The sequence below is a fragment of the Achromobacter spanius genome, from assembly GCF_039673305.1.
Taxonomy (GTDB): domain Bacteria; phylum Pseudomonadota; class Gammaproteobacteria; order Burkholderiales; family Burkholderiaceae_B; genus Achromobacter; species Achromobacter spanius_F.
Genome location: NZ_JBDJLJ010000010.1, coordinates 126,998 through 146,209, shown reverse-complemented (window position 1 = coordinate 146,209; position 19,212 = coordinate 126,998). Strand labels below are relative to the sequence as shown.

The following is a 19,212-nucleotide window of genomic DNA, read 5'->3' as shown; positions in this document are numbered from 1 at the left end:
CCTTCGAGCCGCAGCGCGGACACTGTGTCGCAATGTCGTGCCCCACGATCAGCGCATCACTGGCCGGCGCAAACGTCTTTGACCAATTGCATTGAGAGCAGACCTGGGTGAACGGTTTGGGACGAACAGGCATGTTCAATATCCAAGAAAGGGAAAAGGGTCGACGCAAACGGCTTCGCGGCCCCGTTCAGGCACCGGCGTTATCCACAGCGTCACGCTTCACCGCATCGATGTACCGCCCCAGGATTGCGGTGCTCAGCACACCCGCCACGAAAACGATGGCAAAGGCAGCAAGGTGCTCCATGGGCGATGCATTGTTGTTGAACATACGGGCTCCGGAATAGGGAAATCATGGGTCCTGCGACTTCAGGCTTGAAGGCAGGTTAAGACCCGCTCGGGACAAATCCTGTCCCGATGACGCCGCGCTTACGGTTTTTCCGCGTACAGCGCCGCAAGCGCGCGCGCTTCAGCGGCCATTTCGTCGCGCAGCGCCGCCGGCCCCAGCACCTCGACATTGGGTCCGAACGACCGCAGCCACCAGCGCAGGCGTTTGCTGAGCAGGACGGTTCCCCGTATGTTCAGGCCAGCTCCCGCGGGCTGCGCCACCTGGTCATCGGCAAGCGGCGACTCGAGCAGATGGTTGCCGGCGCCATTGAGAAACAGCAGTTCGACGGAAACGGCGCCCTCGACCATAAAGTCGAACTGCCGCTGCGCCTTCACATATTCGGCAAGGCTGAATTCGGGAGGATAGGAGAACACCTCAGGCAGCATATTTGCGCTGACGAGCCTGTCCAGCCGGTACATGGCGGGCTTGTCATAGCCGGCCATTGCTGCAACGAGATAGACCACGCCACCCACTTCGACCAACCCCAAGGGGTCCAGGACCCTGGCCTTCTCCTGATCCGCCTTCGAACGCACGCGGTACACGACGTCCAGTTTCTGCTCATAGAACAGGGCCCGGGTAACGGCGGAAAAGAGCGTAGCGTCGATGGCCGGATGCTGCAGGGCAAAGCCGCCGCTTTCCACCTCGACCTTGTCCACCCATTTCCGATATCGGCGCTCGCTGTCATTGTGTGAGACGCCCAGGCGCTTTTCAGCGGTGTCGAACAACGAGGAAAGCGATTCCGCAACCAGCGACGGAATTTGCCGCGACGAAAACCGCCTCAAGGTCTGGAGCGCGAGCGCCTGCTCATGCGTCATAAGGCTGGCCGACCTGGCGGCCACCCCGCCCGCGCCCGCCCGTTTGCGCCAGACGAGCGCCGTGCCGCGCTTCTGGGATTCCACCAGTTGCTCGTCCTCCAGCCTCTGCAGCGTGCGTTGAACCGTCTTGACGACCGGGGGTTTGGGAAGGGACTGGCACAACTCCCGGTGGACTTCGGGGGTGCTCATGAAGCGACCGCCTTTCTCGGCGTCCTTCAATACATGGAAGATATTGGCGACCAGCGGGGGCATAGTGAACATCACTCGCTTCGACATGGAGTTAACGGCAGGGGGGAGGAATTCTTAAGACAGGGTCATCAATCGAGCGCCGGCCATTCGAATCCCAGCAGCGCATCCACGCGTAGCGTGCCGTCAAGGGTCATGGGTGTAGCGGTCAACGTATGCAGGTCGTGCAGGCCAGCCTCGACCAGCGTGCGCCGCAGCTCCTTGTCCGGAGCCCCAGCAACCGCTAGCGCGGCTGGAGGCATCAGGGATGCCGCGAGCGCATCTCGCAACACCGCGGAGAATTCCGATGCGGTTTCATCGGCGCCGGTCACTGCGAGAAGATTGCGTTGGACGAACTTGCGCGTCTCGCGCCAAGCATGCACGGCCTTGTAGCCGTCTTCTGGCGTCCACTCCAGCGCCGACAATGCACGCACCAGGCTTTGCACGGCAGCGTCCCACGATTTGTCCGCCAACATGATCCAGACGCCGCTGCGGACCGCCGGCAACTGGCTGACTCTTCCACGGCAGAGCACCAATGCCGGCAGGCCTCGCATACGCGCCTGACGTATGGCTTCAAACGGGCCTGATGTGTTCCACACAGCCCCCCCATTGCCCGCCAACTCGGCGAAATCGACCAAGTGCAGCGACAGCGCGCCAGCGACCGCCGCCCCATCGATGTGCCAGTCGATGGACGGCATTGCCAGAGCGAGCTTCCGAACAAGCGTGGCAAGTTCCTCTGCAGGTATCCCCCATCGTTCCAGGGAGATTGCCGGCCGCGTCGAAGCGATGTTAGCCGCGCTGTGTGGAATGGCTTTCGTCACTGTTGCTCCTCTTCATTTGGGAACAGGCAGTGTGGATCGGAATCGAGACATTCGGTGTCCGAACGGTGATGCGGGCCGTCGATCGAAGCCGCTCCAACGCTGTTACGGACGCTGCTCGATTGAAGCGGATGCGCTACGGTGTCACACTAAAATGATTGACGCTCTCGCCCAGCGCAACGGCTAACGCGGGGAGCGCCTGGGCTGCACGGCCGACTCCTGGTGCGGCTTGCCCGCTTCAAATCAGGACAGCCAGAAAGGAATCTATCTCCGTGGATAGCACAACAGAAGCAATCATCGCCATCGTGGGACCAGGCGCCATCGGCACCACCGTCGCCGCGGCGCTGCACGAGGCCGGCCGCACGCCATTGCTGTGCGGACGCACGCCCCGCGACCACCTGAACCTTCACGATGGCGATCGCCGCATCATCGTTCCCGGTCCGGTGCGGACCGATCCCGCCCAGGCCGATGGTCCGGTCGATCTCGTCTTTCTTGCCGTCAAGGCGACCCAGATCGAGTCCGCATCAGCCTGGCTTGCGGCATTGTGCCGCCCGGACACCATCGTGTGTGTGCTGCAGAACGGCGTCGAGCAGTTGGACAGGGTCGTCACGCACGCCCCGCGCGCGGAGATTGTCCCTGCGGTCGTGTGGTTCCCTGCGCAGGCGCAATCCGATGGCTCGGTGCGCCTGCGCGGCGACGTCCGGCTCAGCCTCCCGGACACGCCGGCTGCCCGCGTCGTGGCCAGGGCGCTATCGGGAACCCGGTGCGCGGTGGACGTCACCGCAAACTTCAACGCTGCCGCCTGGCGCAAGCTGATGCAGAACGCGGTGGCCGGGCTCATGGCGCTCACACATCGCCGCGCCGGCATGTTCGGCCGGCCGGACATCGCCACGCTCTCCCTGGCCTACATGCGGGAATGCCTGGCCGTGGCGCGCGCCGAGGGCGCCGACCTTGGCGACGAAGTGCCGCAGGAGATCCTCGACAAATTCCAGGCGTCTCCCGCCGACATGGGGACATCCATCCTGACGGATCGCGAAGCCGGCCGGCCCCTGGAATGGGATATCCGCAACGGCGTGATCTCGCGCCGCGGCCGGGCCCACGGCATCCCGACGCCGATCAGCGACGTCCTGGTGCCGCTGCTCGCCGCGTCCAGCGACGGTCCCGGCTGATCCCGCGGCCTGTTGCTGGAGATCCGACGGGCGCGTCGGCGTAAGTCATTGAAGAAGGGCCGCCCAAGCGACGCGGCCCTTCGGGACAAGTCTTTGCAACCAGCGCCCTTCACGTCACGGATGCGGCGCTCAAAGGGTGGACATCCGGCCCGGCAGCCACAGCGCCAATTGCGGAGCGGCCAGCAGCAGCACGATCATCAGCAACAGCATGGCAAGGAACGGCAGCACACCCACCACGACATCCATGAACTTGCCGTGGCCGCGCACGCTGTGCACCACGAACAGGTTCATGCCAAAGGGCGGCGTGAGCTGGCCCATTTCGCACAGCACGATCAGCAGCACGCCGAACCACACCGGGTCGTAGCCCAGCGCCACCACGATGGGCACCGTAAGCGGCGCGGTGGTGACCAGCATGGCGAGCGTGTCCATGAAGCAGCCGAGCAGGATGTAGAACAGGATGATGGCCAGCATCATGCCCAGCGGCGGCAGGTCCAGGCCGGTCACGGCATTGACCAGCAGGGTGGTGAGGCCGATCGAAGACAGCACGAAGTTCAGGAAAAACGCGGCCAGCGTGATCAGGATGATCATGCCGGTGGTCCGCAGCGTAGCCTCGAAGGCGCGGCCCAGCATCGTCCAGTTGAGCACCCGCTTGTAGGCGCACAGCAGGGTGGCAGCCACCACGCCGAGCGCGGCCGATTCGCTGGCGGTGGCGATGCCGCCATAGATCACGCCGATCACGAGCGCAAAGATGGCGAGCGGCGGCAACAGGTGCGGCAGCGCGGCGATGCGTTCGGCCCAGCTCACCATGGGGCGCTTGCCGGCCAGGCCCGGCCGCCACAGGCACAGGCCGACGATCAGCGCGACAAAGAGCGCGGTGAGCAGGACGCCCGGCAACGTGGCGGCCAGGTAGAGCTTGGGCACCGACACATTGGCGATCAGCGCGTACACGATCATGTTGATCGACGGCGGGATCAGGATGCCGAGCGTGCCGCCGGCCGCGATAGAGCCCAGGAACAGCGGCGCGTTGTAGCCGGCCTTGCGCTGCTCCGGCAGCGCCAACGTGGAAATCGTGGCGGCGGTGGCGACGCTGGAGCCGCTGGTAGCCGAAAACAGGGCCGACGCGCCGATGTTGGCGTTCATCAGCCCGCCGGGCAGCCAGGACACCCATTTGGACACGGCGCCATACATGCGGCCGGCCACGCCCGAATGCACCAGCAGCTCGCCCATCAGCACATACAGCGGAATCGCGACCAGCAGGAATTCGGCGCTGGTGCCCCAGGCCAGTTCACCGATGGCATTGCTCAGCTTCAGGGGCGAATAAGCGCCGGCCAGGCTCATGCCCAGCAGGCCCACGGTGGCGGCCGCGGTCACGCTCAGCGCCAGCAGGCCGAGCAGCATGGAAATCGTCATTATCAACATGGCTCACTCCTGGGGTTGCGTGCGCACAGGCACGGGTGCGTCGGCGGTTTCTTCTTCGATGCCCTCTTCCACCGAGTGGATGCCGATCAGCGCATTGACCGCCTGCCAGCGACCGCGCATCACGCGGCCCAGCGCGCAGGCGCCCAGCACCACGATGGTGAGCAGGAAGAACGCGTAGCCAGCGAACCAGAGCGACTGCGGAATCCATTGCGGCACCTGCAGCGGCGTGTTGGACACCGACTGGAAGGCGATGGAGTCGGCCAGCACGAACCAAGCGTGCCAGGTCAGCGTGCCCACGAAGACGCCCAGGCAGGCCAGCGCGAAAAGGTCGAGCACCACGCGCGTCTTGGCGGGCAGATGGGTATAGACCACGTCGACCCGGATGTGCGAGCGGCGCAGCAAGGTGATGGGAAAAGCCCAGGCGCTCGCCACCGCCAGCGTGTAGCCGGCCAGCTCGTCGGCGCCACCGAGCGAGACGCCGGCCACCTTGCGCGCGATCAGGTCGATCACGATGAGCCAGGACACAAGCAGCAGCCCAAGACCGCCCATCCAGGCGCCGATGCGGGCCACGCGCTCGAGCAGACGTAGCGAACCATGCGTTTCTGTCGTCATGAGAGTTCCTTGAAGTTCAGCGCAGCGTCACGCCCAGGGCCTGGCCCACGGACGCACTCCAGTTGGCGGCGCATTCCTCGCCGCAGCGCCGCGCCCAGCGGCTCGCCATCTCGGTGGCCACCTCGCGCAGCGTGGCGCGCTCAGCCTCGGTGGGCGACGAGGCCTGCATGTCGGCCTGGGTGTGGATGCGGCATTCGCCTTGCCCGGTGTTGCAGGCCAGCGCGTAGTCGCCCTCGCGGCCGGTCTCGTCCCACAGGCGCTGCTCCAGCACCTGCGCCTCCTTGAGCATGAACTGCTGCACGGCAGGGTCGAGCTTCTGCCAGCGGCGCTCGGCGATGGCGTAGAAGCCGATGGACCAGTCGATCGGCAGCAGATAGAGGTTCTTGGCCACGTCGTACCACTTCGCGGCGTTGCCCGAGCCGATGCCGGTCACCGCGCAATCGACCACGCCGGTCTGCAGCGCGGGAATCACTTCGGCAAACGGAATGGTCACCGGCGAGGCGCCCAACGCACGCACGTATTCGGCCATGTTGCTGCCGCGCGTGCGCACCTTGCGCCCCTTCAGGTCAGCCAAGGTCTTCACCGGCGCGCGGCAGAAGAACACCTGGGCCGTGTATGGCACGGTAGCCAGGAGCCGCACGCCGTGGCGCTCGAGCATGCGCTGCTCCAGCACCGGACGATAGGCGGTCACCATCTTGCGCGCGGTGGCAAAGTCGGTCGCCATGCCGGGCAGGTCCACGCCTTCGAAGGTCGGGTCGTCGCCGCTCACGAAGGCGAACACACCCATGCCGACGTCGAGCGCGCCGGCGCGCATCAGGCGCACGATCTCGGGCCCTTTCAGGCCGCTCTCCGACAAGCCGATCAGCTCGGCCGTCACCTTGCCGCCAGAAGCCTCGGGCAGGGTCTTTTCCCAGAACGGCTTTTCAACCGCCCCGAAGGTGTAGTTGTGGCTTCCCCCCCCGACCACCGCGAAGTGGGTCTCGGGCAAGGCGGCGGGCTGGGCGCGGACCGGTCCGGCCGCGCAGAGCGAGGTCGCGACGGCCGCCAGCAGCGCCGCCAGAGTGCTTCGTTTCATGTTTCCCCCCTGTTTGTGTATGGGCACACGCGCGGCGCGTACCCCGGCACGGCATCGGGTTATGCCGCGTTCGCCGGCGCGCGCGCGTCGGCGCGCACGCGATGCCAATCGGAATGACGCTGGAAGACCTCTGCCAGGTACAGCGCCAGCCGGTCATCGCCGCCGGGGCAGAGAATCTGCAGGCCGGTGGGCAGGCCGGCCTCGTCGCGGCCGTTGGGCACCGATACCCCGCACATCTGCAGCAGGTTGCCGATGCGCGTGTAGTGCACCGGCGCATTGCCGTGATCGATCTCGTCGAGCGGCAGCGCGGTGGTGAGCGTGGTCGGCGTGAGCAGTCCCGCCACGCCTTGCAGGCGCGCCTGCATCGCCGCCTGCAGCCGGTCGCGCTCGCCCAGCGCGGCCAGATACCGCACCGCCGGCACGTCCAGTCCCACCAGCAGGCGCGGGCGCACCGAGTCATCCACAGGCAGGCTGAAGTCGGTCATCTCGCGCTCGAACGAGGCCACGCCTTCGGTCATCATGATGTCCCCGGTCACGGCCTTGAACCCAGCCAGCGTGGCGGGCGGCGTGATCTCCACGACCTGCGCGCCCAGGCTCTGATAGAGCGCGATGGATTCATCGTAGGCCCGGCGCACGGCGGGCGCGACGTCGACGAGAAACGCCTCCGGCAGACGTCCGAGCGTAGCGCCGGCGATGCCAAAACGCGACGCGTCGAGCGGCTCGCGCCATTCGCCCGGCTCGGCCGGCGCCAGCGCATCGAACACCAGGCGCGCGTCGGCCGCGCTGTGGGCGAAGATGCCTACGCTATCGAGAGTCTGGCTCAGTGTGACCACGCCCCGCGCCGAAATGCGGCCCACGGTGGGCTTGAGCCCGGTGATGCCGCAATAGCTGGCTGGCACGCGCACCGAGCCGCCGGTGTCGGTGCCGATGGCGGCCGGCGCCAGGCGCCCGGCCACGGCAACCGCCGAGCCGCTGCTCGAGCCGCCCGGGATGCGGTGCACGCTGTCGTCCCACGGATTGCGCGGCGTTCCCATGTGCTGGTTCGGCCCCCAGGCGCCCATGGCGAACTGCACCATATGAGTCTTGCCCAGGATGATGGCGCCAGCGCGCTGCAACTGCTGCACCAGCTCCGCCGTGCGCGTGGCGATGGTGTTGGCGTGTATCGGCGAGCCGATGGTGGTGGGCCGGCCGGCGATGTCGATCAGATCCTTGAGCGCGATCGGCACGCCGTGCAGCGGACCGAGCCAGATGCCCTGGTCGAGCTGCAGGTCGGCCGCACGCGCCGCGGCCAGCGCTTCATCGGCGTACACCGCCACATAGGCGTGCAGCCAGCCGTCGAGCGCCGCGATGCGCGACAGATAGTCGCTCACCAGCGCCTCAGAACGCAGCTCGCGGCGGCGCAGGCGCTCGGCAAGGTCGGTGATGTCAAGGTCGATGCTCATGCTTGTGCTCCTTGGGCTGCCGCGATGGCGCGTTCGATCAGCGCTCGCGATCCCACGATGTCGGGAAATTTCTCGCCGGCGCGCAGGCGCGCCAGCGTGGCCTGTTCCCGGGTCTGGAAGTCGATGGCCTGCTGCGCGGCGGCACGCAAGGCGCCGCGGGCGAGCACCAGCACGCCGTTCTCGTCGGCCAGGATGGCCGCGCCGGGCCATACCGTGACGCCGCCGCAGTGGATCGTGCCGCAGAACTCGCCTTCCAGGCCAAGCAGTCGCGTGGTGATGGGCGACGGCCCGCGCGACCACACCGGCATGCCGTGTTGGCGCAGCTCGCCCAGGTCGGTCACAAGACCGTCCACGATGATGCCGGCCACGCCGGCCTGCTTCGCGGCGTAGGCCATCGCGCCGCCCAAGGCCGCCGTCACCGCCTCGCCGCCGCGGTCGATCACCAGCACGTCGCCGGGACGCACGCAGGCCATCGCATGGTGCAGAATGCCGCCATCGGTGCCGGGCATGCGCACGGTGACGGCCGGCCCGGCGATCCGCACGTCCTGCTGATGCGCGCGGATATCGCTGCGCATGAAGCCGGTGGTCTGGAAGTGGCCGATGGTGGCCGGCTCCGCCTGCAGCAACAGCGCCTGGTCCTCGGGCGGCAAGGCCGCGGGCAAGGGATGAATCAGATACATCGTGTCGTCTTCACTACAATGAGAAGGGCTCGGGAACCCGGTGAAAAAAAGGTATCACGTGGGCTTTCCGGACCAATAATCAAAGTTTCGGCGCTGTTTGAAAAAGAGTTCTTATCATGCGGATAACCCTAAGCCAGCTCGAGGCCTTCTACTGGGCCGCCAAGCTGGGCAGCATCCACGCCGCCGCGCGCCATCTGCACGTGACGCAGCCCGCCGTGTCGGCACGCATCCGCGAACTCGAAGGCGCGCTCGAAGTGCAGCTGTTCGACCGCTCGCGCCAGCGCGTGACCCTCACCGACGTCGGCCAGTCGGCGCTGCGCCACGCCGAAACCGCCCTGCACAGCACGCGCCAGCTTGAACACTTCGGCAAGGATCGCAGCCTGGGCGGCAAGCTGCGGCTGGGCGCGGACGAGTGCTCGGCCAACGTGGGCCTCACCGCCGTGATCGCGCAGCTCAAAGAGCACTACCCCTCGCTGGCGCTGGAGATGACGGTGGACGTGGGTTCGGTGCTCAACAGCAAGCTCAATGCGGGCGAGCTCGACATGGCGCTGCTCACCAACCCGGCCACGGGCGACACCGTCACCGACGTGTTCATCGGCTGGATGACGTTTCACTGGGTAGCCTCGCCCACGCTGCACATCACGGCCGATCCGTTCCGCGCCGAACATGCGCGCGGCCATCACATCGCCACGCACTCGCCGCCCTCCACGCTCTACACCGTGGTCGAAAACTGGCTGGCATCGGGCGGCGTCGACATGTCGGGCCCCAGCACCACCAATTCGCTGGCGCTGATCTCGCGCCTGATCGCGGCTGGCCACGCCATCGGCATCCTGCCGGTGCCGCTGCTGCAGGACATGCTGACCATGGGGGTGCTGCGCGCCTTGCCCGCCGATCCTCCGATCCCGCCGGCACGCTTCTACATCTCGTATCTCACCGCGTCGCACGGCGCGCACATCGACTCGATCGTGGACATCACGCGCGACACGCTCACGCGTCTGAACTTTCTGGCGCCCATCGAAGCCGCGCCGGCGCACGCCGACCTGGCATGACAAAGGGGCCGCGCAGGCGGCCCCGATCCGGCGTCATCGCATCGCGCGCGGCCCGGTTTGTCCGGACCGCGATGCGTCAGGCTCAATCGATACGAGCGCCCGATACCCGCACGACCTCGCCCCACTTCTGCACTTCGGCATCCACCAGCGTCACGAACTGCTTGCGGTCGGTGAGCTGCGGAATCACCAGGCCCACGGCGCCCAGCTTTTCCTGAATGGCCGGCGACTGCATCGCGGTGCGTGTGGCCTCGAACAGTTGCTGAAACACCGGCGCCGGCACACCGGCCGGGGCGCTCAGGCCGAACCAGTATTCGGAGGAGAAACCCGGGTAGCCGCTCTCGGCCACGGTGGGCGTGTCGGGATACGTGGGATTGCGCTTGGCGCTGCCGATGGCCAGCGCGCGCAGCTTGCCGGCGCGCACGTGCGGCAGCGCCGTATCCTGGTTGACGAACAGCACGTCGACGCGACCCGCCAGCACGTCGTTGATGGCCGCCGAACCGCCGTTGTACGGCACGTGCATGATGTCCAGCCTGGCGCGCTGCTTGAGCATTTCCATGCCCAGATGACCGGTGGTGCCGTTGCCCGACGAAGCGTAGGAATACTTGCCGGGCTGCTTGTGCACCAGGTCCACGAACTCGGCCAGGGTCTTGGCCGGAAAGCCGGGCGCGGTCACGAGCACGTCGGCCCCGAAGGCAAGGATCGCAATCTGGTCGAGCTGGTCCAGTCTGTAGGGCAGCTTGCTGTAGAGGCCCTGGTTGGTGGCAATACCCACGCCCGACACCAGCAGCGTGTGGCCGTCCGGGCGCGCCTGGGTCACGTAGGCCGTGCCGATGTTGCTGTTGGCGCCGCCCTTGTTCTCGACCACGATGGTGGTCTTGAGCGCCTTGCCCATTTCCGCGGCGAGCAGGCGGCCGATGAAATCGGTGCCGCCGCCGGCCGGGAACGGCACGACCAGGCTGATGGGTTTGTCGCTCGGGAAATCCGCGGCCTGGGCCGGCGCGGCGGCCAGGCCCAGGGCCAGGCCGGTGCTCAGCACCGGGGCCATCAACTTCAGAAACGTGCTGCGAACGGACGTTGCCATCCCTGCCTTGCGGCATGCTTTACCTGCGGCGTGCATGGTGTGATTCCCTTGTGTGTTATGGAGCGAGCTCTGAACTGCAGGGAAAAATTAGCACGCAGGTTTGCGCCGCCAGTAATCACAAATGCCCGCTGAATTGAGAGATTTTTCTTATTGCGGGTAATCCCGGCGTGGCACGGCGCACCGCCATGCGGCCACGCCTTCGACCCCGAATTTTTCGAGCGATTGCAGGAGTCTGAACCCTTCAGACCAATCGCCCATATTGCTGTCTGAATTGAGATGCCCTCGGGCTCCAACGTCGACAAGCTGGCTGCCCCACACTTTGGCGCAACGACGCGCATGTTCGACGCTGCCGTAGGGATCGTTGGAGCTGGCCACAACAATCGTGGGAAAAGGTAGCGTTACTGACGGAACAGGAGCAAAGCCGGTTGCGGCCACCGCAGGAAATGCCGGCGCGACGGGATCCGGCACGGCAACGAGCAGCGCGCCACGGATCCGGGGCGAATGACGGGCGGCCCAATGTGCAACTGCCAGGCATCCCAGGCTGTGCGCCACGATAAGGGTGTCATCGCCGACGTCCGCTACCTGCTCTTCGATTGCGGATACCCAATCGCCGCATGCAACGGTTTCCCAGTCTTGGACCACGAGACGCCGCCACTCTGGATGCGCCGCTTCCCACACACTTTGCCAGTGCAATGGACCGGAATTGCCGATACCGGGAACAACGAACACGGGATGGTCCATGTGCCAACGCTCCATCATTGAGTGGGCGTCCAGTGTAAAAGCGCTCGAACTCTGGCAACATCCCAAATCAAACGAATGAAGGCCCGGAATCCTTCAAATCGACGGCAGTTGATGGATCAAACAAATGAAACCTAAGCAGGTATTGTTGGACCGGCTGGACTGGCGAATATTGGAAGCGCTTCAGAACAACGCGCGCATCAGCAACACCGAGCTTGGCAAGCAGATCGGACTTTCGCAGCCAGCGGTCACTGCGCGTATCAGGCGTCTCGAGGAACAAGGCGTCATCGAAGGATATGCAGCGCGGATTAATCCCGGTCTCGTGGGCCGTGGCATTGCAGCCATCGTTCGTATCCGGACTACCCATGCGCAAATCAAGCGTTGCCTGAGTTCCTTCGAAGCAATGCCTGAAATCGTCGAGGCGCATCGGATTACTGGCGAAGACTGCTTCATGGTGCGAATTGTGGTCGAAGACATGTCGCAACTCGAAGCGGCAATCGACGCGTTGGCGAGCTTCGGGCCGGTGACCACTGCTGTCGTGCTGGCGACCTACCCGCCGAAGACGATCCGCGGATCGTCGCTGTGACAGACCGTATGCAGAAATCTCGCTGCCCTCCGAGCGCGTGATCCGCCCTCGGCGCCACGGCATATCTCGGCTACTCGCAGTCGAAGGGTGAGATTGAACAACCGGGCAAATCAGACAACGCTGGAAACCCGCCTGGCCAGATCCCCCTTGAGCAACTCCGCCAACCGGGTCAGTCCATGCGCCAGGCGATGTCGATCAATCGCTCCCCCCACTGAAACACGAAGCGCCAAGGGGCTGAAGGCCCCCGTGGAAAATGAGTCCGAGTCAGTGACACTCACGCCTTGTTGCAGCGCCGTTTGTTTGAGTCGATAGAAGTCGATATGACGCGGCAACTGGAGCCAGAGGTGCAGCCCATTCGGGTCGGCCTGAATCTTTCCCGGAAGGATCGATGCGGCGATGGCTTGTCGATGCCGCAGCTCACTCCTGACCTGCGCCAGCCATTGAACGGCAGCGCCCGACTCTATCCACGTCGACGCCATTTCGGTCATCCAGGGCGTGGGCATCAGCGCCAGCGCACGCAGGGCGTCAAGCACTGGACTTAACGGCTCGCCAGCAGGGACGACCAGGTAAGCGGTTCGAAGGCCTGGCGCAATGCATTTGGATAGCGTCGACACGTAGTAAACCGGAGTCGATGACGTATTGGCTGCCAGCGAAAACAGCGTGCTCGGCGCACGCTCGGTCAACAGCCAGTAAGGATCATCTTCAATGACTGGCAGCGCGTATTTCGCTGCAACACGCAGCAACTCTGTTCGTCGCTCGGTGGAGAGCGTCAGCGCAGTCGGGTTCTGAATCGTCGGATTCAAGTACAGCATTGCGGGACGGCGTTGTTCGCACACGCGCTCGAGGTCGGCAGGATCCATGCCGAATTCATCGGCCTTCACCCCGACGGCCACGCGCTGGAGCAAGCGGGCGGCGGCCAGGAAGCCTGGGTAGGTCAATTCATCGCAGGCAATGGCATCGCCGGACTGACTCTTGGCCAGCAGCAGTGCCGCGATAGCGGTTTGAGCGCCGGGGCAAACCACGATCCGCTCGATGTCCGTGCTGCCAGTCATCGGCTGCAGCCATTTCGCCCCTGCCGCACGATGCCGATGGGCTCCTGCACCCACGTGATAGCTCATCAGATCCATCGAGCTTGCGGCGACCTGCGTTGTGCCGCTGCCTTGCGCAAGCAGGTGCGAAAACTCCGCACTGCCGAGCAATGGAGGGATGTTCATCCCCAGATCGATCGTCTCCCCTGTTTCCGACCCGGAATAGGCCACATAGGTCCCACCCGCCCCCTGAGCTTCCAGGACCCCTTTCTGGCGAACTTCCGTGTACGCACGGGTGACGGTAGTGAGGTCGACGCCCAGTGTCTGGGCCAGTTCGCGCTGCGGGGGCAGGCGGTCGCCCGGCCGAAGAACGCCGTCCTTCACCGCTGTAACGATCTGCGTGGCGATTTGCTGGTACCGCGAGCCTGAGCCTGCGGCAAGGGGTCGCACCCACGACATGTTTGCTTTTTTAAGGCGACGCGAGACAGCCATGTCCTATCTTCATGTATGGATTTTCGGCCACTATCCTGGGTGAAAATTGATGCGCAGCCCGGACGATTCAACTTTTTGTATGGATTTTGGCGGTAGAATTTGAAATCTTGTATGGATTATAACGCCAGCGCTGCGCACTCCTGACCTCGATCGGCGTCCACGAGTCGTAATGAAGCTGCTGGAGCAGCGTTTTGAGGAAATGATGAATTTTTGGGTCCCTGTAGTCCTCGGTGCGTTCAAAGTCCTCGTGCTGGGCACGTTCATGTTTCTCGCCATCAAGTCCCATTACGATGGAGCCAAAAAGGAGAAGGAGAAAAAGAAGGAGATGGAGGGACGGTAGCGGGAACCTCGGGGCGAGCCCCCGAGTGCGTCTGGAAACAGCGCGGCAGAACATCCTGCCGCGTCCTCTCCCGCTCGATTTCAGAACCGGCGATCGTCGCTGCCGGCTTTCAGTGACTGATCATCCAAGGCCGGGCGCCGGCGAAGGTTTTGCCGCCGTCGACTGTCTGGCGTGTTCGGCCGGTGGCCTTGGCGCCAGAGCAACAACCGCAGCCCATGCCGTGGCCGCCGCGGGTGCTGCGGGGCTCATGGGCGGCGCGTTCGTTGACGGCGCGGGCGCGGTTCATTGCCGAGGACAGCGCCGAGACCGCGGGCGCACCGCTGACGAAGCGCTCGCAGGCGCCGCCGCAATCGGGGCAAGGCGCGGGGTCACGCCATTGCGACAAGGGTCTCAGCACGGAGAACTCGCCGCAATCCTGGCAGCGATAGTCATAGAGCGGCATGCCGGCTCCTCAAAGGTCTTTGGCGATGGGCATGTCCATGCCACGCTGGATCTGCGGCACGTCGCCCAGCGCATTGGGCTGGATGTCGATGTCGAAGATCTCGGTCGGCAGCCACAACGTCGCGCAGGCATTGGGAATGTCCACCACGCCGCTGATGTGGCCCTGCACCGGCGCCGTGCCCAATATCGAATACGCCTGTGCGCCCGAATAGCCAAACTTCTTAAGGTATTCAATGGCGTTCAGGCAGGCCTGGCGATAGGCGATGTGCACGTCCAGATAGTGCTGCTTGCCGCCTTCATCGACCGAAATGCCTTCGAAGATCAGATAGTCCTTGTAGTTGGGCGTGATGGGGCTGGGTTTGAAGATGGGATTGCGAATGCCGTACTTGGCCATGCCGCCCTTGATGAGCGATACCCGCATATGCACCCAACCCGCCATTTCAATGGCGCCGCAGAAGGTGATCTCGCCATCGCCCTGCGAGAAGTGCAGGTCGCCGACCGACAAGCCGCCGCCTTTGACGTAGACCGGAAAGAACACCCGGGAACCGCGCGACAGATCCTTGATGTCGCAGTTGCCGCCGTGCTCGCGCGGCGGTACGGTGCGTGCGCCGGTCGCGGCAGCGCGATCCCGCTCGGCGCCCTTGAGCTTGCCCATATGCGCCGTCTTGGGCGCCGGCGGATTGGCCAGGGGCGGAACGCGCTCCGGATCGCTGTCTATCAGCTTCTGTTCCCGTTCGTTCCACTTGTCCAGCAGCGCCTGATCCGGCAGGCAGCCGATCAGGCCCGGATGGATCAGGCCGGCAAAGCGCACACCAGGGATATGGCGCGAGGTCGTGAACATGCCTTCGAAATCCCAGATCGATTTCTGCGCCGAAGGGAAGTGTTCGGTCAGGAAACCGCCGCCATTGTTCTTGCTGAAAAAGCCATTGAAGCCCCACAGGCTTTCCTCTTTGGCGCCGATATCCAGCAAATCCACGACCAGCAGGTCACCGGGTTCGGCGCCTTCGACGCCGACCGGGCCGGACAGGAAGTGCACCGTGGACAGGTCCACGTCGCGCACATCCGAGGCATCGTCGTCGTTCTTGATCGCGCCGCCGGTCCAATCGTAGGTTTCAAGCACGAAGTCATCGCCCGGCTTGACCCACGTCGCCATGGGGATATCGGGATGCCAGCGATTGTGCACGCCTTCGTTTTCGTAGGGGGATTGGGCCAGGTCGACCTTGATCAGGGTTTCAGGCATGTCATGCTCCTTTGAGATGGACAACGGCTTCAGACAGACAGGTATTTGCTGATCGTCTTCTCGTCAACGCGCTCGCGCGGGTCTTCATGCACGAAGCGGCCCTTGTCGATCACGATGAGCCGGTCGGCGATCTGCATGGTGAAACTCAAGACTTGTTCGGACACCACAATGGCCAGATTGCGCAGTTTGCGGATTTCCAGCAGGCTGCGGGCGATGTCCTTGATGATGGACGGCTGTATGCCCTCGGTGGGTTCGTCCAGCAGCAGCACGCGCGGATTGGTGACCAGGGCGCGGGCGATGGCGAGCTGCTGTTGCTGCCCCCCAGACAGATCCCCGCCACGCCGTCCGCGCATGTCGTGCAACACCGGAAACAGGGCGTAGATGTCTTCCGGAATGGTGTCGCGCAGTGCCCGCCCGCGCATGCCGGTACGGATGTTCTCTTCGACGGTCAGTGTCGGGAAGATCATGCGGCCCTGCGGCACGTAAGCCACCCCGCTGCGCACCCGCTGATGGCTCTCCAGGCGTTCGAGCGCCTTGCCGTCCAGCGAGATCGAACCCTGAATGGTGGGCAGCATGCCCATCATGGTCTTGAACAGCGTGGTCTTGCCCATGCCGTTTCGGCCCATCACGGCGACGATCTCGCCGGCAGCCACGGCCAGGTCCACACCATGGATGACTTTGCTTTGGCCATAGCCTGATACCAGGCCAGCGATATTGAACATATTGCCTCCTGGCCTCAATGGCCGAGATAGACTTCAACCACGCGCGGATCGGACTGCACCTTGTCCATGCTGCCCTCGGCCAGCACACGGCCCTGGTGCAGCACCGTGACCTTGTGCGCGATGTTCTTGACGAACTCCATGTCATGCTCAATCACGATGAGCGATCGATTGCGGCTGATTCGATTGAGCAGTTCGGCGGTGCGCTCGCGCTCGGACACACTCATGCCGGCCACCGGTTCGTCCAGCATCATCAGCTCGGGCTCCTGCATCAGCAGCATGCCGATTTCCAGCCATTGCTTCTGGCCGTGCGAGAGCAACTCCGCCGAGCGGTCGAGGTGATCGGCCAGAAAAATCTCTTCGGCCACCTGCTCGACCCGTTCGAGCACGGCCGGACTGCGCCTGAAGGTCAGCGCGCCCAGCACGCTGCGCCCGGCCGGGAACGACACTTCCAGGTTCTCGCGCACGGACAGGGTTTCGTAGATGGAGGGGGTCTGGAATTTTCGGCCCACGCCGGCGCGCACGATTTCGTATTCGGCCAGGCCCGTCAGCTCCGTGTCCTTGAAGCGGATGGAGCCGGAGGTGGCCTTGGTGCGGCCGCAGATCAGATCCAGCAGGGTGGTCTTGCCGGCGCCATTGGGGCCGATGACCACGCGCAGCTCTCCCTGGTCGACATACAGGTTAAGGTCGTTGACGGCGACAAAGCCGTTGAACGAGACGGTCAGCCCTTCGATGTACAACGCGAACTCTGATGGGTTCATGCTGCCTCCGTGGCGCCATCCGCCTGCCGGCGCGACGCTTTGCGCGCCAGGCGCTTTTGGGTGTATTGGTGGTACAGACCGGCCAGCCCGTTGGGGAACGCCATCACGACGGCAATGAACAGGCCGCCCATCAGGAACAGCCAGAGCTGCGGGAAACTCTCGGAGAAATAGCTTTTGCCGAAGTTGACCAGCAGCGTGCCGTAGACCGCGCCCAGCAGGGACAGGCGTCCGCCGACCGCGGCGAAGATGACCATTTCAATGGAAGGCACGATGCCCACGAAGGAGGGCGACATGAAGCCGACCTGCAAGGTGAACATGGCGCCCCCTATCGCTGAGAACACGGCAGCCACGCAGAAGACAAAAACCTTGAAGCTGGCGACGTCATAGCCCGAGAAGCGCACGCGTTCTTCTTTGTCCCGCATGGCCATCAAGAGCTTGCCCAGTTTGGACGAGAGCAGGTAGCGGCCGAACAGGATGCAGGCAAACAGCAGCACGCCGCAGATGAAGTACAGCGTCAGCCGGGCGCTGTCCGTGCGGATATCCCACCCCAGCAGCGTCTTCAGATCGGTGATGCCATTGACGCCGCCGGTCCAGCCTTGCTGGCCGATGATGAGCACCGACAGAATCAGGGCCACGGCCTGCGTCACGATGGCGAAATAAGTGTCGCCCACGCGGCGCTTGAACATGGCTGCGCCCAGAACCAACGCCAGCAGGCAGGGCAGCACCGGTACCGCCATCAATGTGAACCAGAAGCTCTTGAAGGGCACCCAGAACCAGGGAAGCGACGTCAGCTGGTTCCAGTCCATGAAGTCCGGGATGCCGGGCGTGGACTGGATCTTGGTAGCCTCTGGCGTCGAGGCTTCCAGCTTCAGGAACATGGCCATGCAATAGCCGCCCAGGCCGAAGAACACACCCTGGCCCAGGCTCAGGATGCCGCCATAGCCCCAGCACAGCACCAGGCCCAGTGCGACAAAGGCATAGGAAAGGTATTTGCCGATGAGATTGAGCCGGAAGACGTCCAGGCTTAGCGGAAACACCACGAAGAGCAGCAGCGCCAGGATCACCAGCCCGGCCAGCCCTTCGCGCCCGCCCACGACATTGCGAAAGAATTTCTGCATGATGCGCCCCCCCTACTTGCGTACCTTGATGCTGAACAGGCCTTGCGGACGCAGCATCAGAATGATCACGATGGCCGACAGGGTCAGCACCTTTGCCATCGAACCCGTCATGAAGAATTCCGAGATCGATTGCGTCTGCGCGATGACGAAGGCCGACGCGATGGTGCCGAACAGGCTGGCCGCACCCCCAAACACCACCGTCAGGAAGGTGTCGACGATGTAGAGCGAGCCGCTGGTCGGGCCGGTGGAACCTATGGTCGTGAAGGCCGCGCCCGCAATACCGGCAATGCCGCACCCCAGCGAGAACGTCACGCGATCCACGCGCTTCGTATCGATGCCGACCGCGCCGCTCATGGCGCGGTTCTGCACCGTGGCGCGCACGTGCAAGCCCCAGGTCGATCGGTACAACGCCAGGAGCAGCCCGCCGGTCAGCAGGATGCTGATGGACATGACGAACAGGCCGTTGATCGGGATGTCCACGCCGTCCAGCGGTTGCCAGGAACCCATCAGCCAGTCCGGCAGCGTGGGGCTGACTTCACGCGGGCCGAACAGCGTGCGCAGCGTTTGCTGCAGCACCAGCGACAAGCCCCAGGTCGCCAGCAGCGTGTCCAGCGGCCGGCGGTAGAGATGGCGGATCATCAGCCACTCGACCAGCCAGCCCAGGCTGAAGGTCACGGCAAAGGCAAACACGATGGCGATGAAGAAGTAGGCCGGCATCAGGCCGGGCGCGTACTGCTGGACCAGTTCGGAACAGAGATAGGTGCAATAGGCGCCCACCGCCAGGAACTCGCCATGAGCCATGTTGATGACGCCCATCTGGCCAAAGATGATCGCCAGGCCCAAGGCCATCAGCAACAGCACGCTGAAGACCGATAAACCGTTGAAGCCCTGCATCAGCAGGATGGCCCCGAGATCGGAAAAGGATTCCATGGATGGCTCCCGGCAGTGAAAAGGGCGCCGCGCGCGGCGCCCGGATCGA

21 protein-coding genes are annotated in these 19,212 nt (G+C 64.4%); 4 read left to right on the top strand and 17 right to left on the bottom strand.

Translation table 11 applies throughout. The features are described from left to right. Positions 1–187: 187 nt before the first annotated feature. The 3 genes from ABE485_RS11775 to ABE485_RS11765 all read right to left on the bottom strand — a co-directional run bounded on the left by ABE485_RS11775 (position 188) and on the right by ABE485_RS11765 (position 2,246). The gene (locus ABE485_RS11775; protein ID WP_346515480.1) at positions 188–328 is read right to left on the bottom strand and encodes a hypothetical protein; all 141 of its coding nucleotides are present in this window, start codon (positions 326–328) and stop codon (positions 188–190) included. A 98-nt stretch (positions 329–426) separates the two neighbouring features. Then, positions 427–1,461, bottom strand: a complete 1,035-nt coding sequence (locus tag ABE485_RS11770) for a helix-turn-helix transcriptional regulator (protein ID WP_346515479.1) — start codon at positions 1,459–1,461, stop codon at positions 427–429. 56 nt (positions 1,462–1,517) lie between these two features. Next, positions 1,518–2,246, bottom strand: coding sequence for a hypothetical protein (locus tag ABE485_RS11765; RefSeq protein WP_346515478.1), 729 nt, complete (start codon positions 2,244–2,246; stop codon positions 1,518–1,520). A 269-nt stretch (positions 2,247–2,515) separates the two neighbouring features. Here ABE485_RS11765 and ABE485_RS11760 point away from each other — a divergent pair, with 269 nt between their 5' ends. Then, positions 2,516–3,412 (top strand): oxidoreductase, encoded by an 897-nt coding sequence (locus ABE485_RS11760; RefSeq protein WP_430795415.1) that lies wholly within the window; start codon positions 2,516–2,518, stop codon positions 3,410–3,412. A gap of 129 nt (positions 3,413–3,541) precedes the next feature. Here ABE485_RS11760 and ABE485_RS11755 read toward each other — a convergent pair whose 3' ends face one another. From ABE485_RS11755 to ABE485_RS11735, 5 genes are read right to left on the bottom strand one after another with little or no spacing between them, the layout of a single operon-like run. Then, complete coding sequence (locus ABE485_RS11755) at positions 3,542–4,831, bottom strand: TRAP transporter large permease (RefSeq protein WP_346515477.1); 1,290 nt, start codon at positions 4,829–4,831, stop codon at positions 3,542–3,544. A gap of 3 nt (positions 4,832–4,834) precedes the next feature. Then, positions 4,835–5,443, bottom strand: a complete 609-nt coding sequence (locus tag ABE485_RS11750) for a TRAP transporter small permease subunit (RefSeq protein ID WP_346515476.1) — start codon at positions 5,441–5,443, stop codon at positions 4,835–4,837. 16 nt (positions 5,444–5,459) lie between these two features. Next, positions 5,460–6,518, bottom strand: a complete 1,059-nt coding sequence (locus ABE485_RS11745) for a TRAP transporter substrate-binding protein (protein ID WP_346515475.1) — start codon at positions 6,516–6,518, stop codon at positions 5,460–5,462. A 59-nt stretch (positions 6,519–6,577) separates the two neighbouring features. Then, entirely contained in the window at positions 6,578–7,960 is a 1,383-nt protein-coding gene (locus ABE485_RS11740; RefSeq protein WP_346515474.1) for an amidase, read from the bottom strand. Next, positions 7,957–8,640: an RraA family protein gene (locus ABE485_RS11735; protein ID WP_346515473.1), complete on the bottom strand. Its 684-nt coding sequence runs from the start codon at positions 8,638–8,640 to the stop codon at positions 7,957–7,959. Before ABE485_RS11735 ends, ABE485_RS11740 begins: the two co-directional genes overlap by 4 nt. A gap of 116 nt (positions 8,641–8,756) precedes the next feature. On the opposite strand from ABE485_RS11735, the gene ABE485_RS11730 reads away from it, so the two are divergent. Continuing rightward, positions 8,757–9,689 carry a LysR family transcriptional regulator gene (locus ABE485_RS11730; protein ID WP_346515472.1) on the top strand — a complete coding sequence of 311 codons (933 nt, stop codon included), beginning with the start codon at positions 8,757–8,759 and terminating at the stop codon, positions 9,687–9,689. A gap of 82 nt (positions 9,690–9,771) precedes the next feature. On the opposite strand, the gene ABE485_RS11725 is transcribed toward ABE485_RS11730, so the two are convergent. Both ABE485_RS11725 and ABE485_RS11720 read right to left on the bottom strand, forming a co-directional pair. Next, complete coding sequence (locus ABE485_RS11725) at positions 9,772–10,770, bottom strand: Bug family tripartite tricarboxylate transporter substrate binding protein (protein WP_346515470.1); 999 nt, start codon at positions 10,768–10,770, stop codon at positions 9,772–9,774. A 147-nt stretch (positions 10,771–10,917) separates the two neighbouring features. Next, a complete protein-coding gene (locus ABE485_RS11720; protein ID WP_346515469.1) occupies positions 10,918–11,511 on the bottom strand; it encodes an RBBP9/YdeN family alpha/beta hydrolase in 594 nt (197 codons plus the stop codon). A 124-nt stretch (positions 11,512–11,635) separates the two neighbouring features. Here ABE485_RS11720 and ABE485_RS11715 point away from each other — a divergent pair, with 124 nt between their 5' ends. Beyond that, complete coding sequence (locus tag ABE485_RS11715; RefSeq protein WP_346515468.1) at positions 11,636–12,094, top strand: Lrp/AsnC family transcriptional regulator; 459 nt, start codon at positions 11,636–11,638, stop codon at positions 12,092–12,094. Between the two features lie 110 nt (positions 12,095–12,204). On the opposite strand, the gene ABE485_RS11710 is transcribed toward ABE485_RS11715, so the two are convergent. Beyond that, positions 12,205–13,614 carry a PLP-dependent aminotransferase family protein gene (locus ABE485_RS11710; protein ID WP_346515467.1) on the bottom strand — a complete coding sequence of 470 codons (1,410 nt, stop codon included), beginning with the start codon at positions 13,612–13,614 and terminating at the stop codon, positions 12,205–12,207. 169 nt (positions 13,615–13,783) lie between these two features. Here ABE485_RS11710 and ABE485_RS11705 point away from each other — a divergent pair, with 169 nt between their 5' ends. Continuing rightward, on the top strand, positions 13,784–13,954 hold the full coding sequence (locus ABE485_RS11705) for a hypothetical protein (protein WP_346515466.1): 171 nt from the start codon (positions 13,784–13,786) through the stop codon (positions 13,952–13,954). A gap of 109 nt (positions 13,955–14,063) precedes the next feature. Here the strand turns inward: ABE485_RS11705 and ABE485_RS11700 are convergent, their stop codons facing one another. From ABE485_RS11700 to urtB, 6 genes are read right to left on the bottom strand one after another with little or no spacing between them, the layout of a single operon-like run. Then, positions 14,064–14,396 (bottom strand): zinc ribbon domain-containing protein, encoded by a 333-nt coding sequence (locus ABE485_RS11700; protein WP_346515465.1) that lies wholly within the window; start codon positions 14,394–14,396, stop codon positions 14,064–14,066. Between the two features lie 9 nt (positions 14,397–14,405). After that, positions 14,406–15,635 (bottom strand): formamidase, encoded by a 1,230-nt coding sequence (gene fmdA, locus ABE485_RS11695; RefSeq protein WP_346515464.1) that lies wholly within the window; start codon positions 15,633–15,635, stop codon positions 14,406–14,408. Between the two features lie 29 nt (positions 15,636–15,664). Next, positions 15,665–16,357, bottom strand: coding sequence for an urea ABC transporter ATP-binding subunit UrtE (gene urtE, locus ABE485_RS11690; RefSeq protein ID WP_346515463.1), 693 nt, complete (start codon positions 16,355–16,357; stop codon positions 15,665–15,667). 14 nt (positions 16,358–16,371) lie between these two features. Next, a complete protein-coding gene (gene urtD, locus ABE485_RS11685; protein ID WP_346515462.1) occupies positions 16,372–17,115 on the bottom strand; it encodes an urea ABC transporter ATP-binding protein UrtD in 744 nt (247 codons plus the stop codon). Then, positions 17,112–18,233: an urea ABC transporter permease subunit UrtC gene (gene urtC, locus ABE485_RS11680; RefSeq protein ID WP_346515461.1), complete on the bottom strand. Its 1,122-nt coding sequence runs from the start codon at positions 18,231–18,233 to the stop codon at positions 17,112–17,114. Before urtC ends, urtD begins: the two co-directional genes overlap by 4 nt. Before the next feature lie 12 nt (positions 18,234–18,245). Beyond that, on the bottom strand, positions 18,246–19,163 hold the full coding sequence (gene urtB, locus ABE485_RS11675; RefSeq protein ID WP_346515459.1) for an urea ABC transporter permease subunit UrtB: 918 nt from the start codon (positions 19,161–19,163) through the stop codon (positions 18,246–18,248). Between the last annotated feature and the right edge of the window lie 49 nt (positions 19,164–19,212).